General features: G+C 59.8%; 18 protein-coding genes. 14 read left to right on the top strand and 4 right to left on the bottom strand.

Going from position 1 to position 18201, the window contains the following annotated elements; genetic code table 11:
* Positions 1-9 precede the first annotated feature (9 nt).
* The gene (locus QY049_RS21710; RefSeq protein WP_232995564.1) at positions 10-507 is read right to left on the bottom strand and encodes a hypothetical protein; all 498 of its coding nucleotides are present in this window, start codon (positions 505-507) and stop codon (positions 10-12) included.
* Positions 508-1163: 656 nt separating this feature from the next.
* On the opposite strand from QY049_RS21710, the gene QY049_RS21705 reads away from it, so the two are divergent.
* The 7 genes from QY049_RS21705 to QY049_RS21675 all read left to right on the top strand — a co-directional run bounded on the left by QY049_RS21705 (position 1164) and on the right by QY049_RS21675 (position 8264).
* Positions 1164-2399, top strand: a complete 1236-nt coding sequence (locus tag QY049_RS21705; RefSeq protein WP_232995565.1) for a Tm-1-like ATP-binding domain-containing protein — start codon at positions 1164-1166, stop codon at positions 2397-2399.
* 11 nt (positions 2400-2410) lie between these two features.
* A complete protein-coding gene (locus QY049_RS21700) occupies positions 2411-3235 on the top strand; it encodes a phosphoenolpyruvate hydrolase family protein (RefSeq protein ID WP_232995566.1) in 825 nt (274 codons plus the stop codon).
* 32 nt (positions 3236-3267) lie between these two features.
* Positions 3268-5046, top strand: a complete 1779-nt coding sequence (locus tag QY049_RS21695) for an FAD-dependent oxidoreductase (RefSeq protein WP_232995567.1) — start codon at positions 3268-3270, stop codon at positions 5044-5046.
* 97 nt (positions 5047-5143) lie between these two features.
* Positions 5144-6556, top strand: coding sequence for a pyruvate kinase (gene pyk / locus QY049_RS21690; RefSeq protein ID WP_128929489.1), 1413 nt, complete (start codon positions 5144-5146; stop codon positions 6554-6556).
* Between the two features lie 207 nt (positions 6557-6763).
* Complete coding sequence (locus tag QY049_RS21685; protein WP_128929490.1) at positions 6764-7144, top strand: helix-turn-helix domain-containing protein; 381 nt, start codon at positions 6764-6766, stop codon at positions 7142-7144.
* 20 nt (positions 7145-7164) lie between these two features.
* The gene (locus QY049_RS21680; RefSeq protein WP_128929491.1) at positions 7165-7545 is read left to right on the top strand and encodes a CidA/LrgA family protein; all 381 of its coding nucleotides are present in this window, start codon (positions 7165-7167) and stop codon (positions 7543-7545) included.
* Positions 7542-8264: an LrgB family protein gene (locus QY049_RS21675; RefSeq protein ID WP_128929492.1), complete on the top strand. Its 723-nt coding sequence runs from the start codon at positions 7542-7544 to the stop codon at positions 8262-8264. Before QY049_RS21680 ends, QY049_RS21675 begins: the two co-directional genes overlap by 4 nt.
* Positions 8265-8342: 78 nt before the next feature.
* Here QY049_RS21675 and QY049_RS21670 read toward each other — a convergent pair whose 3' ends face one another.
* Entirely contained in the window at positions 8343-9239 is an 897-nt protein-coding gene (locus tag QY049_RS21670) for a LysR substrate-binding domain-containing protein (protein WP_128929493.1), read from the bottom strand.
* A gap of 109 nt (positions 9240-9348) precedes the next feature.
* On the opposite strand from QY049_RS21670, the gene QY049_RS21665 reads away from it, so the two are divergent.
* From QY049_RS21665 to QY049_RS21640, 6 genes are all read left to right on the top strand, one after another.
* Positions 9349-10098 (top strand): SDR family NAD(P)-dependent oxidoreductase, encoded by a 750-nt coding sequence (locus QY049_RS21665; protein WP_128955190.1) that lies wholly within the window; start codon positions 9349-9351, stop codon positions 10096-10098.
* A 24-nt stretch (positions 10099-10122) separates the two neighbouring features.
* Positions 10123-10974, top strand: coding sequence for a transketolase (locus tag QY049_RS21660; RefSeq protein ID WP_128929495.1), 852 nt, complete (start codon positions 10123-10125; stop codon positions 10972-10974).
* Positions 10971-11981, top strand: a complete 1011-nt coding sequence (locus tag QY049_RS21655) for a transketolase family protein (RefSeq protein WP_188637396.1) — start codon at positions 10971-10973, stop codon at positions 11979-11981. The genes QY049_RS21660 and QY049_RS21655 overlap by 4 nt, the downstream gene beginning before the upstream one ends.
* A gap of 179 nt (positions 11982-12160) precedes the next feature.
* Positions 12161-13186, top strand: a complete 1026-nt coding sequence (locus tag QY049_RS21650) for a TRAP transporter substrate-binding protein (RefSeq protein WP_128929497.1) — start codon at positions 12161-12163, stop codon at positions 13184-13186.
* A gap of 92 nt (positions 13187-13278) precedes the next feature.
* A complete protein-coding gene (locus QY049_RS21645; RefSeq protein ID WP_232995568.1) occupies positions 13279-15078 on the top strand; it encodes a TRAP transporter large permease subunit in 1800 nt (599 codons plus the stop codon).
* Positions 15079-15422: 344 nt separating this feature from the next.
* Positions 15423-16007 carry a cyclic nucleotide-binding domain-containing protein gene (locus tag QY049_RS21640; RefSeq protein ID WP_237864935.1) on the top strand — a complete coding sequence of 195 codons (585 nt, stop codon included), beginning with the start codon at positions 15423-15425 and terminating at the stop codon, positions 16005-16007.
* A 57-nt stretch (positions 16008-16064) separates the two neighbouring features.
* Here the strand turns inward: QY049_RS21640 and QY049_RS21635 are convergent, their stop codons facing one another.
* On the bottom strand, positions 16065-16295 hold the full coding sequence (locus tag QY049_RS21635) for a hypothetical protein (protein WP_128929500.1): 231 nt from the start codon (positions 16293-16295) through the stop codon (positions 16065-16067).
* A gap of 319 nt (positions 16296-16614) precedes the next feature.
* Here QY049_RS21635 and QY049_RS21630 point away from each other — a divergent pair, with 319 nt between their 5' ends.
* A complete protein-coding gene (locus QY049_RS21630; protein ID WP_128929501.1) occupies positions 16615-16794 on the top strand; it encodes a hypothetical protein in 180 nt (59 codons plus the stop codon).
* Positions 16795-17271: 477 nt separating this feature from the next.
* Here QY049_RS21630 and QY049_RS21625 read toward each other — a convergent pair whose 3' ends face one another.
* The gene (locus tag QY049_RS21625; RefSeq protein ID WP_347338575.1) at positions 17272-17898 is read right to left on the bottom strand and encodes an SMP-30/gluconolactonase/LRE family protein; all 627 of its coding nucleotides are present in this window, start codon (positions 17896-17898) and stop codon (positions 17272-17274) included.
* Between the last annotated feature and the right edge of the window lie 303 nt (positions 17899-18201).

Here is an 18201-nt window from a genome sequence, read left to right as displayed (position 1 = left end):
TGCTCCTCATTATTTTCGCGCTGGCGGCTTCGTGCCGCTCAGAAGCGCGAACTTCGCCACCGGCGCTCCTCGCTTCCCGGCGCTTACCAAATCGACGCCATCGCCAATCACGAACTTGAGCGCTTCTTCCGGCATCTGGACCAGGCCGGCCAGATGCGAGCCGATGCGCCGCTCGGCCATTGCGGTCTTAGAGATGTCGTCCGTCGCGAACAACACCCTGAAGTCCAAATTGGCAAACCATTCCAGACGTCGAAGCTCGATCTCCTGTCCGCTTTCAATGGGCGTCCCTGTCGTTGACCGCTCAATGAGAGACGCCGGCGGGAAGTTGATGATCCCCTTGATCCCGGCCTCTTTCAACGCATCGGCAAGATCCTCCCAGCACGCGAAGGGATCGATCATGACGATCGCGGCGTAAACACCCGCAGATCTCTCCTTTCGGAACGTGCGCAGATCCCGTAACAGACAATCGTTCCAGTCAACGACGGGCAAGGTCGCCATGACCAGCATGGAGCCTTCCGGAAGGCTCCCTAAAGCCGGCGCATAGATTGCTAGGCAATAACCCTCGCGCGTGTCCGACCTGCTTGAAATGAGCTCGCCGACTGCTCTTTGCTTCAACCGCCTCTACCCAATCTTACCCATTTAAACATCGCACTGATCTTATACGGCATTTCAGTTCGGTCTAGAGATCTGCACGACATCTAGGCACGTCAGGCTTCCGACGACGTCTCATCTATCCGCTGGCAGGCCGGCCTCGTCTGCTTCCTCCCTCGACTTACGCCGCTGTTGGAGAGCTCCAGCAGCGGTCTCTTTTTAGAATTCAATTCACAGGCATTGAACCGCGCGAGCTGTCCACCCGCCCGCCACTTGGCACTTTTTGCAATGGGTGAAACAGCGTCCCAAGGGCTGGCGGAGATGACCTTCGCCTGCTGCGCACCGCGTGCGTCTCATGGGCCCGAAAGGACGCCGGACAGAAGATGCCGGAAGAGGAGAGGGGAAGACACGCCGCAGACAGGACAGGCAACCTTGGCTAGAGCCACCGGTGCGCTCCCGAGCGCTTCGAGACATCTACCCAATATTACCCAACTCTCCCCGGCGCGGCACTTATTGAGCGTCTCGGCCGCGTTTAGACCATTCGTATCAAGCAGGATCGGAGAGGAAAGATCGTGTCGCACCATTGCACCGACGACGCGAAGTCGGCCAGGCTTGGGCGCTCGCCCAAGGTCGGAGCCGCTGGCGCCGTTGCAATCGTGGCGACGCTCGATACGAAGGGCGCAGAAGCATCTTATCTCCGAAACGTCATCGAAGGCCTGGGCCGCACGACGGTGGTCTTAGACGTCGGTACGTCCAAGGCAGGGTCGGACAAAGAGCCGACAGATGGCGGCCGCGCCGTTTCTCCCGTCGAGCTCTTGAACGACATTGCCCAATCGGCCCGCAAAATGGTCGATGATCTTCGCCAATCAGGCGCGATCAGCGCAATTGTCGGAATTGCGGGTGGCAAGGGCAGCGCCGTCTTTGGCGAAGTCGTCCGCGATTTACCATATGGCTTCCCGAAGCTCCTTGTGAGTAGCGCCAGGCCCGCACTGCTCGCCGAACTGGCCGTCCATAACGACATCATCCTCTATCCGACCCTTGTCGACCTCTTCGGGATCAACGCCTTCACCCAACGCGTGCTGGACAATGCCGGCCGCGCCGTGGCCGCCATGCAATATGAGCCATCCCGTCAGAGGAGACGGAAGAAAATCGTCGCCATCACGGCCTTCGGAGTTACGACGCCGGCGGCCAATCAATGCGTAAGACGTCTTGGAGAGGCCGGCCTCGATGCGATCGTTTTCCCCGCTAACGGGGCCGGCGGGCGCAAGATGGAACAGCTAATCGCGGCCGGTGAGTTTGACGCTGTAATCGATCTGACCACAACCGAGCTTGCTGACGAAATCGTCGGTGGCACCGCCAGCGCCGGACCGGATCGGCTCAAGGCAGCCGCGGATCGATCAATCCCGCAGGTCGTCGCGCCAGGCGCAGTCGACATGGTCAATTTTGGTCCACCATCCAGCGTCCCCGATCAGTTTCGCTGCCGCCAGTTCTACTCCCATACTCGCTACACCACGCTCATGCGCACAACTCCGTCCGAAAACGCAAGCATCGGCCGGCTTACGGCCGAGCGGCTGTCGCGGGCCGAAGCGCCAGCCATCGTGCTCTGGCCGGCGAAAGGCGTCTCCGACTACGACCGCGACGGCGGCGTGTTCCGTGATTGCAATGCCGACCGCGCTTGGCTGGACGCGGTCAAGAACAATCTGCCGCCCAAAATCACGGTGCGCGAATTGAACTGTCACATCAACGATCCCGAATTTGCCGAGGCGGCCGCGAGTTGGATCCTCGAGCAATTGGCGCAGGAAGGCTGACTGCGATGCGGATGTTTGAGCGAAGCGAAATCCTAGCGAAGATCGCAAGCCAGGTGGCCGAGCGCAGAGCGGTTCTTGCCGCAGGCAGCAGCTGCGGCCTGGTGGCCAAATGCGCTGTCCTCGGGGGCGCGGACATGCTGGTGGTCTACTCTACCGGGCTGTCGCGCCTGATGGGGCTTCCGACCAGCCGGATCGGAGACTCCAACGCGCGCACGCTCGAGCTTGCCGCAGAAATCCGCAACGTTGTCTCTTCCATCCCCGTGATCGGCGGCGTTGAGGCCTGGGATCCCGTTCGGCTCGATCTCGATGCGTTGCTCGACAAATTCTGGGCGGCCGGCTTCTCAGGCGTGATCAACTATCCCACCATCTCGACCATGGGCGACAAATGGCGCGACCGCCGCGGCCGCGTCGGGCTCGGCTTCGAACGCGAAGTCGAGATGATCGCATCTGCGCGCAAGAAGAACATCTTCTCGCTCGCCTATGTCGCAAACCCGGACGATGCCAAGGCGATGGCAAGCGCCGGGGCCGACTGCATCATCCCTCATGTCGGCGCCACACGGGGCGGGCTCGTTGGCCATGAGGAAGGGCGGTCGGTCAAAGACGCGATCAATCGCATCAACGACATCAACGCCGCGGCCAGGAGCGGGCGCTCCGACGTTGTCCTGCTCTGCCATGGTGGTGCGATCGCAGAGCCCGCGGATACGGCCGAGGTGTACCGGTCGACGCAATGCGTCGGATTTGTCGGCGCCTCCTCCATCGAACGAATTCCGATCGAACGGGCAGTAAAGGCGGCAGCCGAGGAATTCAAAGCCGTCCCGCTTCCCCAACATCACTGACCTCAGTTCCAAGAAATCGCAGCGAGGCTGGAATGGACACACCGATGGGCCAATCAAGCAAGGGCATGACCGTGGCGATCGCCCGAAGCGCAAGGGCGGATCACGAATGGGCAACCGACGTTCTCGTAGTCGGGAGTGGTGCAGCCGGGCTCTCGGCCGCCCTCTATGCGGCAAAAGCAGGACTGCGCGTCACTGTCTGCGAAAAATCCGCCCGGCTCGGCGGCACGACAGCTCTTTCCAATGGTATGATCTGGGTTCCTTGCTCACCCCAGGCGCGCTCAGCGAAGATCGACGACTCGCTTGCGAAGGCAAGGACCTACCTGCAGCACGAACTTGGCACCTATTACCGGGCAGGCTTCATCGATGCTTATCTCGAGGACGGCCCAGCTGCACTTGCCGCCCTTGAGGACGGGACAGAGGTCAACTTCACGCTGGCCTCGGCGCCCGATTATCATTCGAGCCAGATCGGCGGCGTCGACAAGGGCCGGGCACTGAGCCCGGCTCCCTATGATGGGCGCCTTCTCGGAGCCGATTTCGATCTGATCGGCGATCCCATCCGGGTTGTGCTTGGTGGAATGATGATCTCATCCAGCGAGGTCAGAAGCTTCCTCAATCCCTTCCAATCCTTTGCCGCCCTCAGACACGTCTTGCGGCGTGTCGGTCGCTACGCGCGTGACCGGCTGGGCCACAGGCGCGGGACAGAGCTCAGCGGAGGGAACGCCCTGATCGCGCGCCTGGTCGTCAGTCTGCGCAAGCACGGCGTCGAGATATGGCCTGGCTCCCCGCTGATAGAGCTGATCAGGGAAGATGGGCGTGTCACCGGAGCCGTCGTCAAGCGGAACGGTTCCGACCTTCGCGTGCGCGCCTCGCATGGCGTCATCCTCGCAACGGGCGGATTTGCTCGCAGCGCAGAGTTAAGAGCCAGCCTCAGCGGTCCCCACCAGCACGATGACACGCTGGCCCATGTGGACGTTGTGGGCGATGGCATTTCCCTGGCGTCCAGGCTTGGAGCTGCGATTGACAACAATGTCGCCTCTGCCGGCTTTTGGACTCCCGTCTCAATTCTCAAGAGCGGCAGCTCCTCCCAAGTGGTCCCCTATGGCTGGCTCGATCGCGGCCGTCCCGGCGTCATCGCAGTGGGGCCGGATGCCAAGCGTTTCGTCAACGAATCCAATTCGTATCACGACATTTGCCTGGCGATGTTCACCAGCGGCTATCCGGCAGATAAGCGATTTTACTTCATCTGCGACCTGGAGTTCGTACGGTTGAGAGGTATGGGACATCTGCTGCCCTGGCCCTGGACCTTGAGGATCGGAAAATATGCGCGCCTTGGGTACATCAAGGTCGGCCGGACAATTCCTGAACTTGCCAAACAGCTGGGGCTAGATCCGGCTGCGCTTGAAAAGACCGTCGAAGAGCACAACACGCACGCTGCTGAGGGGCGCGATCCGCTGTTCAAACGCGGTGAATCCGCCTTTAATCGCACGCTCGGCGATCCGGCCGTGAGCAAGAAAAACCCAAATCTCGGACCCATCAAGACAGGCCCGTTTATCGCGCTTCCAATCGTTCCGGCAACGCTCGGCACGGCCACCGGCCTGGCAACCGACACTTGCGGCCAGGTCCTAGACGGGCAGGAAAGATCCATCGCGGGCCTTTACGCTTGCGGCAACGACATGACATCCCCGATGCGCGGCATCTATCCAGGAGCAGGCATCACCATCGGGCCTGCGATTGTGTTCGCGTACCGGGCTGTCAACGCCATCCTATCGGCGACGCAGCAAAAGACAAAGGCTGCCGCTTCTGGAGCTTGACATCGTTTGCATGGGGCGAGCGCGTGATCGACGAAGCATTGGCTTTCGCCAGGAGCGGCTGGCTCGAAGGCGGCTCATCCAAGGGGTTTGATTTTTGATGCGCCGCTCGCGCCATGCCAAGATCGTCGCAACCATCGGCCCGGCAACCGTCGAGCTCGACCAACTCCGTGCTCTCGATCTTGCAGGTGCCGATACATTCCGCCTGAACTTCAGTCATGGCACCAAAGACGATCACGCGCGCGCCTTTACCGCCATTCGCGCGCTCGAGCGCGAATTCGGCCGACCCATCGGCGTGCTACAAGATCTGCAAGGCCCGAAGCTGCGCATCGGTTCGCTTGAAGAGGGTGAGCTCACGCTGCAGGCCGGCGAAACGGTCCGCTTTGTTCTGGACGGAGCAAGAGGCGGAAAGCAGGCGATCCCTCTGCCACATCCGGAGATCTTTGTAGCTGCGTATCCAGGTCAAAATCTGCTCATCGATGACGGCCGTGTTCGCCTAAGCCTCGAAAAGCCAGGCGATGGCGACATGATAGCGCGCGTCATTGTCGGTGGAACGATCCGCGATCAAAAAGGCGTAAACGTGCCGGGAGCGTTGCTTGATATCTACCCCCTGACCAAGAAGGATCGTGACGATCTCGTCTTCGGCCTAGAGCTGGGCGTCGACTGGGTTGCCTTGTCCTTTGTTCAGAAGCCTTCAGACCTGATTGAGGCACGAGCTCTAATCGGTGAGGCAGCCGGCCTCGTCGCCAAAATCGAAACGCCAATGGCGCTTGATCACATCGATGATATCATCAAATTGTCCGACGCCCTCATGGTCGCCCGCGGCGATCTTGGGGTCGAGATTCCCCCGGAAAACGTGCCTGGCCGACAAAAAGAGCTCATTCGTGCTTGCCGAATGGCCGCAAAGCCCGTGATCGTCGCAACCCAAATGCTTGATTCCATGGTGGCAGCGCCGACGCCGACGCGCGCGGAAGCCTCCGATGTTGCGACCGCCATCTATGATGGAGCCGATGCTGTGATGCTATCAGCCGAAACGGCAAACGGCGCTTATCCGGCCGAAGCCGTCGCCATGATGGATCGTATCATCCGGAGTACGGAGCAACATCGTCTCTATCGCTCCTTGATCAGGGCTGCGCAAGTCGACGAAGAGATTACCCCTCCACACGCTGTCGCAGCGGCAGGCGCAGATCTTGCCGCCACGATCGAGGCCAAAGCCATCATCGGCTTCACGGCGAGCGGGACGACCGCAGCCCGCATTTCGCGCAAACGACCACCGATCCCCGTTCTTGCTCTGACGCCAGACGACATTGTGGCGCGACGCATGTGCCTGTTGTGGGGCGTCCATAGTGTCGTGGCCAGCGATCCCTCCGGCCATGAAGAAATAACCCGGATCGCGGCCGTGGCAGCGCAACGGGAAGGCTATGTGCGGTCCGGCGACTTGGCCGTCGTGGTCTTTGGCCTCCCATTCGGACAAATAGGCGCGACAAACAACGTACGCGTTGCTGTCTGCTAGAACAGTCCGTTCGCCCTGAAACGTCTGTCGAGCCATCTTGATGTCGATCCGGACTGCGGCGAGGCTCTACGCATGGTCGTGCACGAGATGCTCCAAGCCCGGCTGCAACTCCGGCCAGGAGCTTACATTGCCTGACGACCACGAGGCAGCTCTGCGCGGATGGGCGGTTTCGGTCGAAACCGCACAGCCTTTTTAGTCGAATGCCGCTTGCAGCGAGCAGACGGGCTGTATCGCTGGCATGAGGGCCTCAGCGGCAGGCATCTGCGTGCCGCCCGCGGCCTGTTGAACTGGTCCGTCAAGGAAGTGGCCCAGCGGGTGTGCGTCTCCACGGCGATCATCTGGCGGATCGAGGAGTACAGCGACACACCAATGTCCGACGCGCAGAGGGAAAGCTTGAGAAAGACCTTTGTCGATGCAGGAATCAAAGTTACCCTTCCGGTCGTAGGCAAGCCCCGGTGTTCAGCCGCGATGACGCTCCATCGGCAAATCGAGATGGCTATCAATCGTTATCTTTTTTGCAGCGCAGGAGGGCAGCGCCGGTCTCAAGAATCAACAAAATTGAGCTTCCGGCAGCTTCTCCTCGTGTGAAAGTGCTACTCAGGTGCCCCATGCTGGCAAGTCTCGGTCTTATCCTCCTCTGCCAATTGATCGGAGAGGCCATTACGCGCGGGTTCGGCCTGCTGCTGCCTGGTCCGGTCGTCGGGCTCCTGCTGCTGTTGATTTTGCTGCTCGTCCGTGACCGTTTCGCAATCATCGCTCAAGGACCGCTGCGAAACGGCGGCGTTGAGACTGCCAGCAGGGGGCTGCTCAACAATCTGTCTCTCCTGTTTGTCCCGGCCGGCGTGGGTGTCGTGGAAAAACTCGATCTCATTTATGCTCATGGGATAGCAATTGTGTTGATTCTTGCCCTTTCCGTCGTAGTGACCCTTCTCGCGACCGTGCTAACGTTTCGCCTGGTCAGCCGGCTGTTCGGTCATGAGGCGCCATGAAGGACCATGCATTCTCGCTCTGGGTCTATCTGTCGCAATCGCCTCTGCTTTGGCTGACGATCACCTTACTGGTTTATGCAGTCTCGGAAGCGCTGTCGCTTGCCCTCCACCGACATCCGCTCGCCAATCCTGTTCTCCACGCGGTCTGGATCATCGGCGTGTTTCTGTTCGTGACCAGCACGCCATATCCGGTCTATTTTAGCGGAGCGCAGTTCGTACATTTCTTGCTCGGCCCAGCCACAGTCGCGCTCGCTATCCCGCTCTACGAGAACCGCAGGATCGTCCTTGCCTCGATCGTGCCAATGCTGGCAGCCCTCGTTGTGGGCTCGGTCACAGCGGCCGCGTCGATTGTGCTGCTTGCGAAAGCTGCAGGCTTGCCGCGCGATGTTGTACTGTCCCTTGCGCCTAAGTCCGTGACAGCCGCGGTCGCAATGGGGATCAGCGAAACACTGCACGCCGACCCTTCTCTGACCGCCGTCGCGGTGATCCTCACGGGGATCATGGGAGCGATCATTGTCACGCCATTGATGAATTGGAGTGGTATCATTGATTTTCGTGCGCGTGGTTTTGCCGCGGGCATCGCCGCGCACGGCATTGGTACCGCGCGAGCGTTTCAGGTGGACGAGGTTGCGGGCGTGTTCTCGGGGATTGCGATGAGCCTGAACGCGCTGGTTACGTCTTTGCTCGTCCCTCTCGCAGTCACACAATTGTTGCGATAAGCCACCGCGCATGGCCGTTCTGACGAGGCCCATCCTCACTTTTTCGGATAGCCAAACCATCGCGGCAACGAGCGATACTTACTGGGAGGAAAGGCTAGCTTCGCCTCCGAGCTGGGCGACGATCCAATCGGCAAAAGCGCGCACCGCCGAGCGTTGCCGGCTGGCGCGCGGATAAATTAGCCTGTGACCGACGTATCGAATATCGGTTGCGCGGCCGGCCAATGGAGCAACCAGTCGTCCGCTAGCCAATTCGCGCTCCGCTAGAAGCGTTGATTCCAAGGCTACTCCCAGTCCTTCGGCGGCGGTTGCAATCGCCAGGAAACTTCGATCGAATCTCATGCCGTGAATCGCTGGAGCTTCCAATCCATTGGCGGCGAACCACTGATGCCATTGAACTTGCTTCACGTCTGAACGGATCAATGTCTGATCCAGGAGGTCGATCGGCTTCTTGATTGATTTTGCAAGCTTCCGGGAGCATAGGGGAGTGACTGTTTCCTCTGGCAGAGGAACAATCTCGACGCCCTCCGCCCTCGGCGGACCGTAAACGATGTCGACATCGAAATCATCGTTACTGAAACGCGCATAGTCTGTGCTGGCAGCCAAGCGAACTTCTAGCTTCGGATGGGCTGCAAGAAACTGCGCCAGTCGTGGCGTTAGCCATTGCGCTGCAAAGCTCGGAGCGGAGTGAACCCGCACCAACTGCGGACCACGAGCAGCGACTTCCTCCAAGCCGCGGCGGAGCTGATCGAATGCAGCGCCGGTATGTCGCATCAGGTTCTCGCCGGCCGGCGTGAGCCGCACCGCGCGTGCACTGCGCTCGAAGAGAACGGTCCGGAGCGTGTCCTCCAGCTTACGGATTGCATGACTGACTGCACTTGGCGTCAGGTGAAGCTCATTCGCCGCATCGCGAAACGATCCGGTGCGGGCCGCCGCCTCAAAGGCGCGAATTGCCGATATCGGAACATTCGAGAGCATCGCATAAGTGAACCAGATTCATCGACCCATGACAACTGTGCGCTTGTCGGCGCGGAGAGCGAGGGTCATTCCTAGCATTGTCAAGGAAAACAATTTGCGGGAGGAACTGATGCTGCTCAGCGGGAAGACAGCCATCATTTCGGGCGCGGCCTCGCCGCGGGGGATCGGGCTCGCCACCGCCCGGCGGTTTGCCTCCGAGGGCGCTCGGGTCGCAATCCTCGATATCGATGCCGGAGCCGCGGCAGGGGCAGCAGCCACTCTTGGCAAGGAACACCTCGGTTTGCGCTGCGACGTCGCTGACAAATCGTCCTGCGAGCGGGCAGTTGCAAGCGCGGTCGAGGCATTCGGTGGTATCGATATACTGATCAACAATGCCGGCATTACCCAGCCGGTGAAGCTCCTGGACATATCAGCCGCCGATTGGGATCGCATTCAAGACGTCAATCTCAAAGGCGTTCTCTTCCTCTCCCAGGCCGTGATCCCGCATATGCGTGCGCGGAAGTCCGGATCGATCGCATGCATGTCGTCGGTGTCGGCCCAGCGTGGCGGCGGAATTTTTGGGGGACCACACTATTCGGCAGCGAAAGCCGGCGTTCTTGGTTTAGCCAAGGCCATGGCTCGCGAGTTCGGTCCTGACAACATCCGCGTCAACTGCGTCACGCCTGGCCTGATCGGCACCGATATCACGGCCGGCAAGCTGACTGATGAAATGCGTGCGAAAATTCTGGAAGGCATTCCACTCAATCGTCTCGGCACCGCAGAAGATGTCGCCGGCATCTACACTTTTCTGGCCTCCGATCTCTCCGCGTACGTCACTGGTGCCGTGATCGACGTCAATGGCGGCATGCTCATCCACTGAGCCAGCAAGAGAAGGTCCAGATCGATGGAAGCGCCGACCAAAACGTTGACCAACACGCCCAAGCTGGCGGACCGCGCCTATAACATTCGCCGCAATGCGCTGCGCATGGGGGAAGTTCAGGGCCAAGGCTATATCGCTCAGGCGCTCGATATCTCCGACGTTCTCGCCGTGGCTTACTTTCACGCGATGCGCTATCGGCCGGAGGATCCGACCTGGGAGGAACGCGATCGCTTCCTGCTCTCAAACGGGCACTACGCTATTGCGCTTTATGCGGCTTTGATAGAAGCGGGGATCGTCCCCGAGGAAGAGCTTGAGACCTATGGCAGTGACGAGAGCCGCTTGCCAATGTCGGGCATGGCCTCCTACACGCCCGGAATGGAAATGTCGGGTGGCTCGCTCGGCCTCGGGCTCAGCATTGCTGTCGGCATGGGCCTTGGCCTCAAACGCAAAAGGTCCGAGGCGCGGGTATACACCTTGTTCTCCGACGGCGAGCTCGACGAGGGCTCCGTGTGGGAGGCCATCCAGTCGGCGGCCCACTACAAGCTGGACAACCTGATCGGCATTGTCGATGTCAACAACCAGCAGGCCGACGGTCCCTCGACGCAAGTCATGGCCTTCGAACCCTTGGTCGACAAGCTCCAGGCATTCGGCTGGTTCGTACAACGTATCGATGGCAATGATCTCGATGCCGTGCTCGCAGCATTCGACCGTGCAAAGTCGCATCCCGAGCCGAAGCCGCGAATGATCGTCGCCGACACCCTCATGGGGAAGGGCGTTCCTTTCCTCGAGCAGCGCGAGAAGAACCATTTCATTCGCGTCGAGCAGCACGAATGGCAACTTGCCCTTGCCGCGCTGGAAGCCGGGAGGCAGGCATGAAGACCGTCAGATCAGCACCGCAAGCGGGCAAGCCGCGCCTAACCACCTCTGCCATGATCGCCTCGATTGCGGCCGAGGGCCAAAAGACGAAGCCAGCGCCGTTCGGACATGCACTCGTCGAACTGGCACGGAGCCGGCCAGAGGTGGTCGGCATGACCGCCGATCTCGGCAAATACACCGACCTGCACATCTTCGCCAAGGAATTTCCAGACCGCTATTACCAGATGGGCATGGCCGAGCAACTTTTGTTCGGAGCAGCCTCCGGACTCGCCGCAGAGGGCTTCATGCCCTTTGCGACGACATATGCCGTGTTCGCATCGCGGCGCGCCTACGATTTCATTCATCAGACCATTGCGGAGGAAGACCGCAACGTGAAAATCGTCTGCGCCTTGCCCGGCCTGACCTCGGGCTATGGCCCAAGTCATCAAGCCGCCGAGGATCTCGCGTTGTTTCGGGCCATGCCAAATATGACGGTGATCGACCCCTGCGATGCCAGTGAAATCGAGCAGGTGGTGCCAGCCATAGCCGCGCATCAAGGTCCAGTCTACATGCGCCTGCTGCGCGGCCAGGTGCCTGTCGTTCTGGATGAATACGACTATAAGTTCGAGCTTGGAAAGGCCAAGCTGATCCGTGATGGCAAGGACGTCCTGATCATCTCGTCCGGCATCATGACCATGCGGGCACTCGAGGCCGTCCAAGCTTTGAAGGATGACCGCGTGGATGCAGCGGTGCTGCATGTTCCAACCATCAAGCCCCTCGACGCAGAGACTATCCTGCGTGAGGCCAGCAAGCCGGCACGGCTTGTCGTCGTTGCCGAAAATCACACGACCATTGGTGGCCTCGGCGAAGCAATTGCCGCACTCCTCTTGCGTTCTGGGGCACATCCGCCTTTCCGCCAGATCGCATTGCCGGACGAATTTCTCGACGCCGGCGCGCTTCCAACGCTGCACGACCGTTACGGGATTTCCACCGCAGAGGTCGCAAGGCAAATCAAACAGTGGCTTTAGCGCCGCTGGGCTGAGGTCCAACAAGCTGTACTCAACGTTGCCCGCCGCACCTTGCAGCGGCGAACGCTGGCTTTTGCCCAAATGCCGGCACTCAAGACGCGGGCACACGAATGAGCGGAACGGCTGCGCCGCCTGCGCTGAGATCGCCACCGCTAGGTAAATAGAACGAGGAGGAAGACATGAGCGTATCGAAACGCAGAGATATCAGCCGGCGTTCCCTGTTGAAAGCTGCAACGGCCGTACCTCTCTGCGCAATTCTCACTCGACCGGCATCTGCGGCCGAATTCGTTTATAAATTTGCAACCGGCCAGGATCCGACGCATCCGGTGAACGTCCGCGCGCAGGAAGCCATCCAACGCATTCTAGAGGCTACCAGTGGCCGGCTCGAGATCAGGCTGTTTCCGGCCAACCAGCTCGGGTCCGACACCGAGCTCATGACCCAGGTCCGCAGCGGCGGCGTCGAATTCTTTAATCAGTCCTCTTCGATCCTCGCCACCCTGGTCCCAAGTGCGGGCCTGGTGAACACCGGCTTCGCGTTTACTGACTACGATAGCGTTTGGAAAGCTATGGACGGAGATCTCGGAACCTACATCCGGACGCAGATTGCCAAAACTCCGATCATGGCGGTTTCCAAAGCGTGGGATAACGGCTTTCGTCAGGTGACTTCTTCCGGACGTGAGATCCGCAGCCCTGACGATCTAAAGAATTTCCAGATCCGCGTCCCCCCGGCGCCGCTTTTGACCTCGCTTTTCAAGGCGCTTGGAGCCGGCCCGACGCCTATTAACTTCAACGAGGTCTACTCCGCGTTACAGACCAAAGTCGTGGACGGCCAGGAGAATCCGTTGCCGATCATTGCAACCGCCCGCCTCTACGAAGTGCAAAGCACGTGCAGCCTGACCGGGCACGTTTGGGACGGATACTGGATCCTCGCCAACAAGCGCGCATTCGAGCGCTTACCGAAGGATGTTCAGGAGGTCGTGACCCGCGAACTAGATCGCTCCGCCGTCGATCAGCGGGCTGATATCGCAAAGCTCAGCCAGTCCTTGCGCACCGATCTGTCGGCCAAAGGTCTCAAATTTATCGAAGTCGATCGCGCCGCCTTCCGACAAGCCTTGTCCAAGACTAGCTTCTACTCCGACTGGAAGGGCAAATTCGGCGAGGAGGCGTGGTCGCAGCTCGAAAAAGCGGCGGGTCAGCTGTCATGAGCAGCGTGAGCCACGCTCCACATGCTGATGACGGTGGAGCGACCGCCTCGACTGAACGGGGTCCCCGACATTGGGCGGTAACAGCGAACACGATGTTGGGCCACCTCGTCGCGGTCCCAGCCGCGCTACTCGTCCTGGCCGAAGTCGCAATCCTGGCCGCAGGAATCGTAGGCAGATACGTATTCCGCTCCCCCATCGTCTGGTCCGACGAACTCGCCGGTATTCTCTTCCTTTGGCTTGCCATGCTCGGCTCCGTCATTGCTTTCCAGCGCGGCGAGCACATGCGTATGACAGCCATCGTCGGCGTGCTCAGTGCCCAGGTGCGTGCGTTTTTGGACGTGGTGGCGGCCGCAGCCTCGCTGGCGTTTCTTTTGCTCGTCGTTTGGCCGGCCTATGAATTTGCCGCCGACGAGGCCTTCGTCACCACGCCGGCGCTGGAGATCATCAACACTTGGCGTGCGGCGGCGCTACCGATCGGAATTGGGCTGATGCTGATCGCCGCGGCCCTCCGGCTCTGCCGAATTGCCAATCTACGCAGCTTGTTGGCCTCTCTAGCGATCGTCGCCGGTCTCATCCTTGCGTTCGTGCTGCTCGCGCCGGTTTTTAAGCCGCTCGGCAATCTGAACCTTCTGATCTTCTTCGTCTTTGTTGTCGGTGCGATGGTCTTTGCCGCCGTTCCGATTGCCTTTGCATTCGGTCTCGCCACCGTGGGTTATCTCACGCTTACGACGAGCACGCCGGACGTAGTGATGATCGGGCGGATGGATGAAGGGATGAGCCATCTGATCCTGCTCGCCGTGCCTCTTTTCGTCTTCCTGGGCCTGCTGATCGAGATGACGGGCATGGCTCGCGCAATGGTCGGTTTCCTCGCAAGTCTCCTCGGCCACGTCCGCGGCGGGCTGCACTACGTCCTGGTCGGGGCTATGTATCTGGTCTCCGGTATCTCAGGGTCCAAGGCGGCAGATATGGCGGCCGTGGCCCCTGTGCTGTTTCCCGAGATGCGGCAGCGTGGCGCCAAACCCGGCGACCTCGTTGCGTTGCTGGCCGCCACGGGGGCGCAAACCGAAACGATTCCGCCGTCGCTGGTTCTGATCACGATCGGCTCGGTGACGGGCGTGTCGATCTCCGCGCTATTCACCGGCGGATTGCTCCCGGGCGTGGTGCTCGCAGTTATGCTCGGGGCGATCGTGTGGTGGCGCTACCGGCGCGAGGACCTCTCTCACGTCAAAAGGGCGACTGGGCGGGAGATCGGCCGAGCCTTTGTCATTGCTCTTCCTGCGATCGCCTTGCCTTTCGTGATCCGGACCGCCGTCGTCGAAGGCGTTGCAACGGCAACGGAGGTCTCGACCATCGGCATCTTGTACTCGGCCTGCGCCGGTCTCCTCATTTACCGCCAGTTCGACTGGCGACGCATCTATCCTATGCTGGTCGAGACGGCCTCCCTGTCGGGCGCGATTCTGCTCATCATCGGCGCCGCGACAGGAATGGCCTGGGCGCTGACCCAGTCGGGATTTTCAGCCTCGCTTGCCAAGTTCATGACCAGCCTTCCCGGCGGTGTCCCCGTCTTCCTAGCGGTGACGATCGTAACTTTCGTGATTCTAGGCAGCGTGCTGGAGGGGATCCCAGCCATCGTCTTGTTCGGTCCGCTCCTGTTCCCGATCGCGCGGCAGGTTGGGGTCCACGATGTCCATTACGCAATGGTCGTGGTTCTCGCGATGGGCATCGGCCTGTTCGCACCGCCGTTTGGGGTCGGCTACTACGCGGCCTGCGCTATCAGCCGCATTAACCCGGACGACGGTATGAGACCAATCGTGGGATACATGATTGCGCTGCTCATTGGCACGCTGATCGTCGCCGCGGTGCCCTGGCTGTCTATCGGCTTCCTGAAATAAGACTATCCGGTCCCGTGACCGGACCGCGATCGGCTGCCACCTTAAGTGACGCGAGCGGATAGAACTTGCTGGCACCGGCAGCAGTTTATAACGCTGGCGAAGCGAAGCGCCCCGATCAGCGTGTGAACTGGTTCATATGCGCGGCGTGCAGCCTTGGATAACCAACAGAGCGAAGCAGGCTCCGGCTCGGCTGAGGCGGTACGTCAGCCGTTCGTCTTCTGATGAACGCTTGGCCCGCGCTTTGCAGGTGATTCATTGCGCCTAAAGCAGCAAAGTAGGCTGCCATGACGTGGATAGAAGCTTGTGGCTATCTGGCCTCTTCGCTCGTCCTCGTGACATTCTGCATGCACACCATGCTGACTCTGCGGGCCGTCGCCATCTGCAGCAATCTCGCATTCATCGTCTATGCCACTGGCGCCGGTATCTACCCTGTGCTGATTCTGCACTTTATTTTGCTTCCACTAAACGCTGCCTACTTCGTCCGCATGGTCTTGGTACTACGCCGCGCCAAGCTCGCCGCTAATACAGATCTTTCTCCGAACTGGCTTCAGCCGTTCATGCACACACAGCGGATCAAGGCTGGAGAGACAATCTTCGAGAAAGGGGATCACGCCGATGCACTCTATCTCATCGGATCAGGACAAGTCGAGCTTCCCGAAATAGACAAGCTCTTGTATCCAGGAGAGGTTTTTGGTGAGGTTGGGCTGTTCGCCGTGGATCGACGCCGCCGCACGCAATCTGCTCGAGCGGCCAGCGATTTGGAGCTTTTCTGGATCAAGGCCGACGCATTAAAGAGGATTTGCGAACGGAACCCTGGCCTCTCGCTGTACTTTCTTCGTCCTGTAGCCACTCGGCTTAGCTCAAATGCTTCCGAGCGAACAGAGCCCCGGCAAGCCCCGTCCGCGCGTTGCGCTGGGGACATTAGATGAACCGCATACGCTCTCGCTGACACCGCGGTGGCGGGCGTTGCGTAGCTTCTTTGATCTCTACGCTTTGTGGTGAGCGATATTGTAATCTCCCGGCATGCATTTGTGCCGCTGAATATGCCAAGTATCTGAGCGGTAAATTGGATGCGCTTCTTTCCACTGGGCCAGCCCTGTCTGGCCGTTCATAACGCAGCCCTGGAAAGTAAGCGTGCTGTCGAATGCAGAGCTCGTCACGATCTTATCAACGCAATCGGCGGATGCAAATTGGCAAAGCACGGCAACCATCGTCACGAACAAATCGTCCTCGAAATGAAACTCTTCAAAAACAAACTATGGACCTATGGACTGCAATTACCACAAGAGCTGCTCTCGTGCTAGCTGATGGTGGCTTTTTGACCAGCTCATAAAGCAAAGACGGGAAGCGGAGTCAGCAAATCGGCCAACTGGTGGAGGAGCATCGAATATCCAGGCTCAAAGTCTTTTGGGTACGTATGCATCCCTGGGGCTGATAATCGATCGGAATGCAGCGACACTTCCAGCTCCATCCTCCTCCTTGTTGATTGTCTCCTTGGTTTGAGATTTGATGCGAAATCATTTCAGATGAGGTCCTATGAGCGTCAAGGCCGTGATGGCAACAATCCTGCAGCACGAGCTCGCCTCCCGTGGCGTGAACTCACTCACGCGTTCTGATTACGAGGCGGTTATTGAGCAGCTGATCAAAAAGCTGACAGAGCTAGAGTTTGAGCTCCGCTCGCGATCAACTAACGGCTCGCAAGGAGTTCCGACCTAACCAATCACTCAACTCGCGTCGTAGCCGGACGAGTAATTGCCCAACTTCCGTTCGCGGCTCCGCGACATAGGCCGTCCTGGTGGGCGACGATCACGGCACTTCAACTGGCGGCACCGCCATGCTGACCAAAACAAAACATAACATCACCTCGCGCCCTGCCATTTACGTTAACTGCAGCCGAGATTTGCGGAGGAGCCGCCGCCGGGCCATCTCGTGCCTGTCAGCTATCGCTACTGCACCTGGGGCAGGGCAATTTCAAGTAGCTGACGCCGGGGCCGGTGGCCATAATCCTCGGCAAGCCAGCGGCCCCACTTGTCTTAGCTCCTGTTTTGAACTGTTCATGCTCGTATGTATCCGCCCCAGGCGCGCCGTCGCGAAATGCTAAGACCGCGAGCTGCCGCCAACTCATCTGCGGCCTGCACCAGCTAGTTGCTCTGTGCCAAGTGCCGCGTGCCGACCGGAAACGAGTTTCCAACCTTAACCGAATTTAGGCAGATGTAGAGGCACCCCTTCGCAGGGCACATCGAGCTCTTCAACCTGGCCCTTGCCGACCTCTGTCACGCGCAACTTCTTGCCTTCAATCGTGAAGGCGCAATTTGTCGGTTGCGGCCCATCCAGCATGAGCCGGTCCACGACGTTGCCGCCGCGGTCGAGCACAGTGACGTTCTTCTGATTATAGACTGTGCAATAGAGCCGGCCGTCGGTGCCAAAAGCCATCCCGTCGGGCCCCTTGAAGTCAGGATTGGAGTCGGGCTGCAGCACATTGCCGAAAACAACACGTTCAGGCATTGGCTTGCCGAGTACGTCATAGCGGTAGATTTCGCCTGTGAACGATGCGTTGGCATAGAGATGGTCGTCGGGCCCGAAAGCAATCCCGTTGGTGAATCGGATCTTGCGATCGAGGACGCGAAGGACCTTCATGGCCGCGGGATCGATTTCGTAGACGCGGCCGTCCCAATCAAGGTCCATATAGCCCTCGACGAAGGCCTGCCCGTTGATGAAATCCTCAGCCGCCATGCCTGAATCAGTCATGTAGAGTAGTCCGTTGGGGCCGAAGCAGAGGTCATTCGGAAATAGAAAGCGATCGGCGCCTTCGCCCTGCATGCGCCGGATCTCGTTTCCGGCTTGGTCGATGCAAATCAGCGCCCGCAGGCCCGCTTCCGCGATCCAGATGCGGCCGTGGCCGTCCGTCGTCAGTCCGTTCGGGCGGCCGCCCGTCGCGCGAACCACTCTGCGATTGCCTCGCTGATCGAGCCGCGTGATGCACAACGTCGATGCGGACATCTCCGTGACATACATCGATCCGTCGGGGAGGCAGATTGGCCCCTCGGGCGCTCCGATTCCGCTAGCAAAAAGTCTCGATGCCATGCTTTTCCCCCTGCATCCCGTTGTTGGGTTTGCGAACTC

The sequence above is a fragment of the Bradyrhizobium sp. WYCCWR 13022 genome (assembly GCF_030435535.1).
In the GTDB taxonomy this organism is placed as follows: Bacteria; Pseudomonadota; Alphaproteobacteria; order Rhizobiales; family Xanthobacteraceae; genus Bradyrhizobium.
This window is presented reverse-complemented; position numbering and strand designations above follow the sequence as displayed.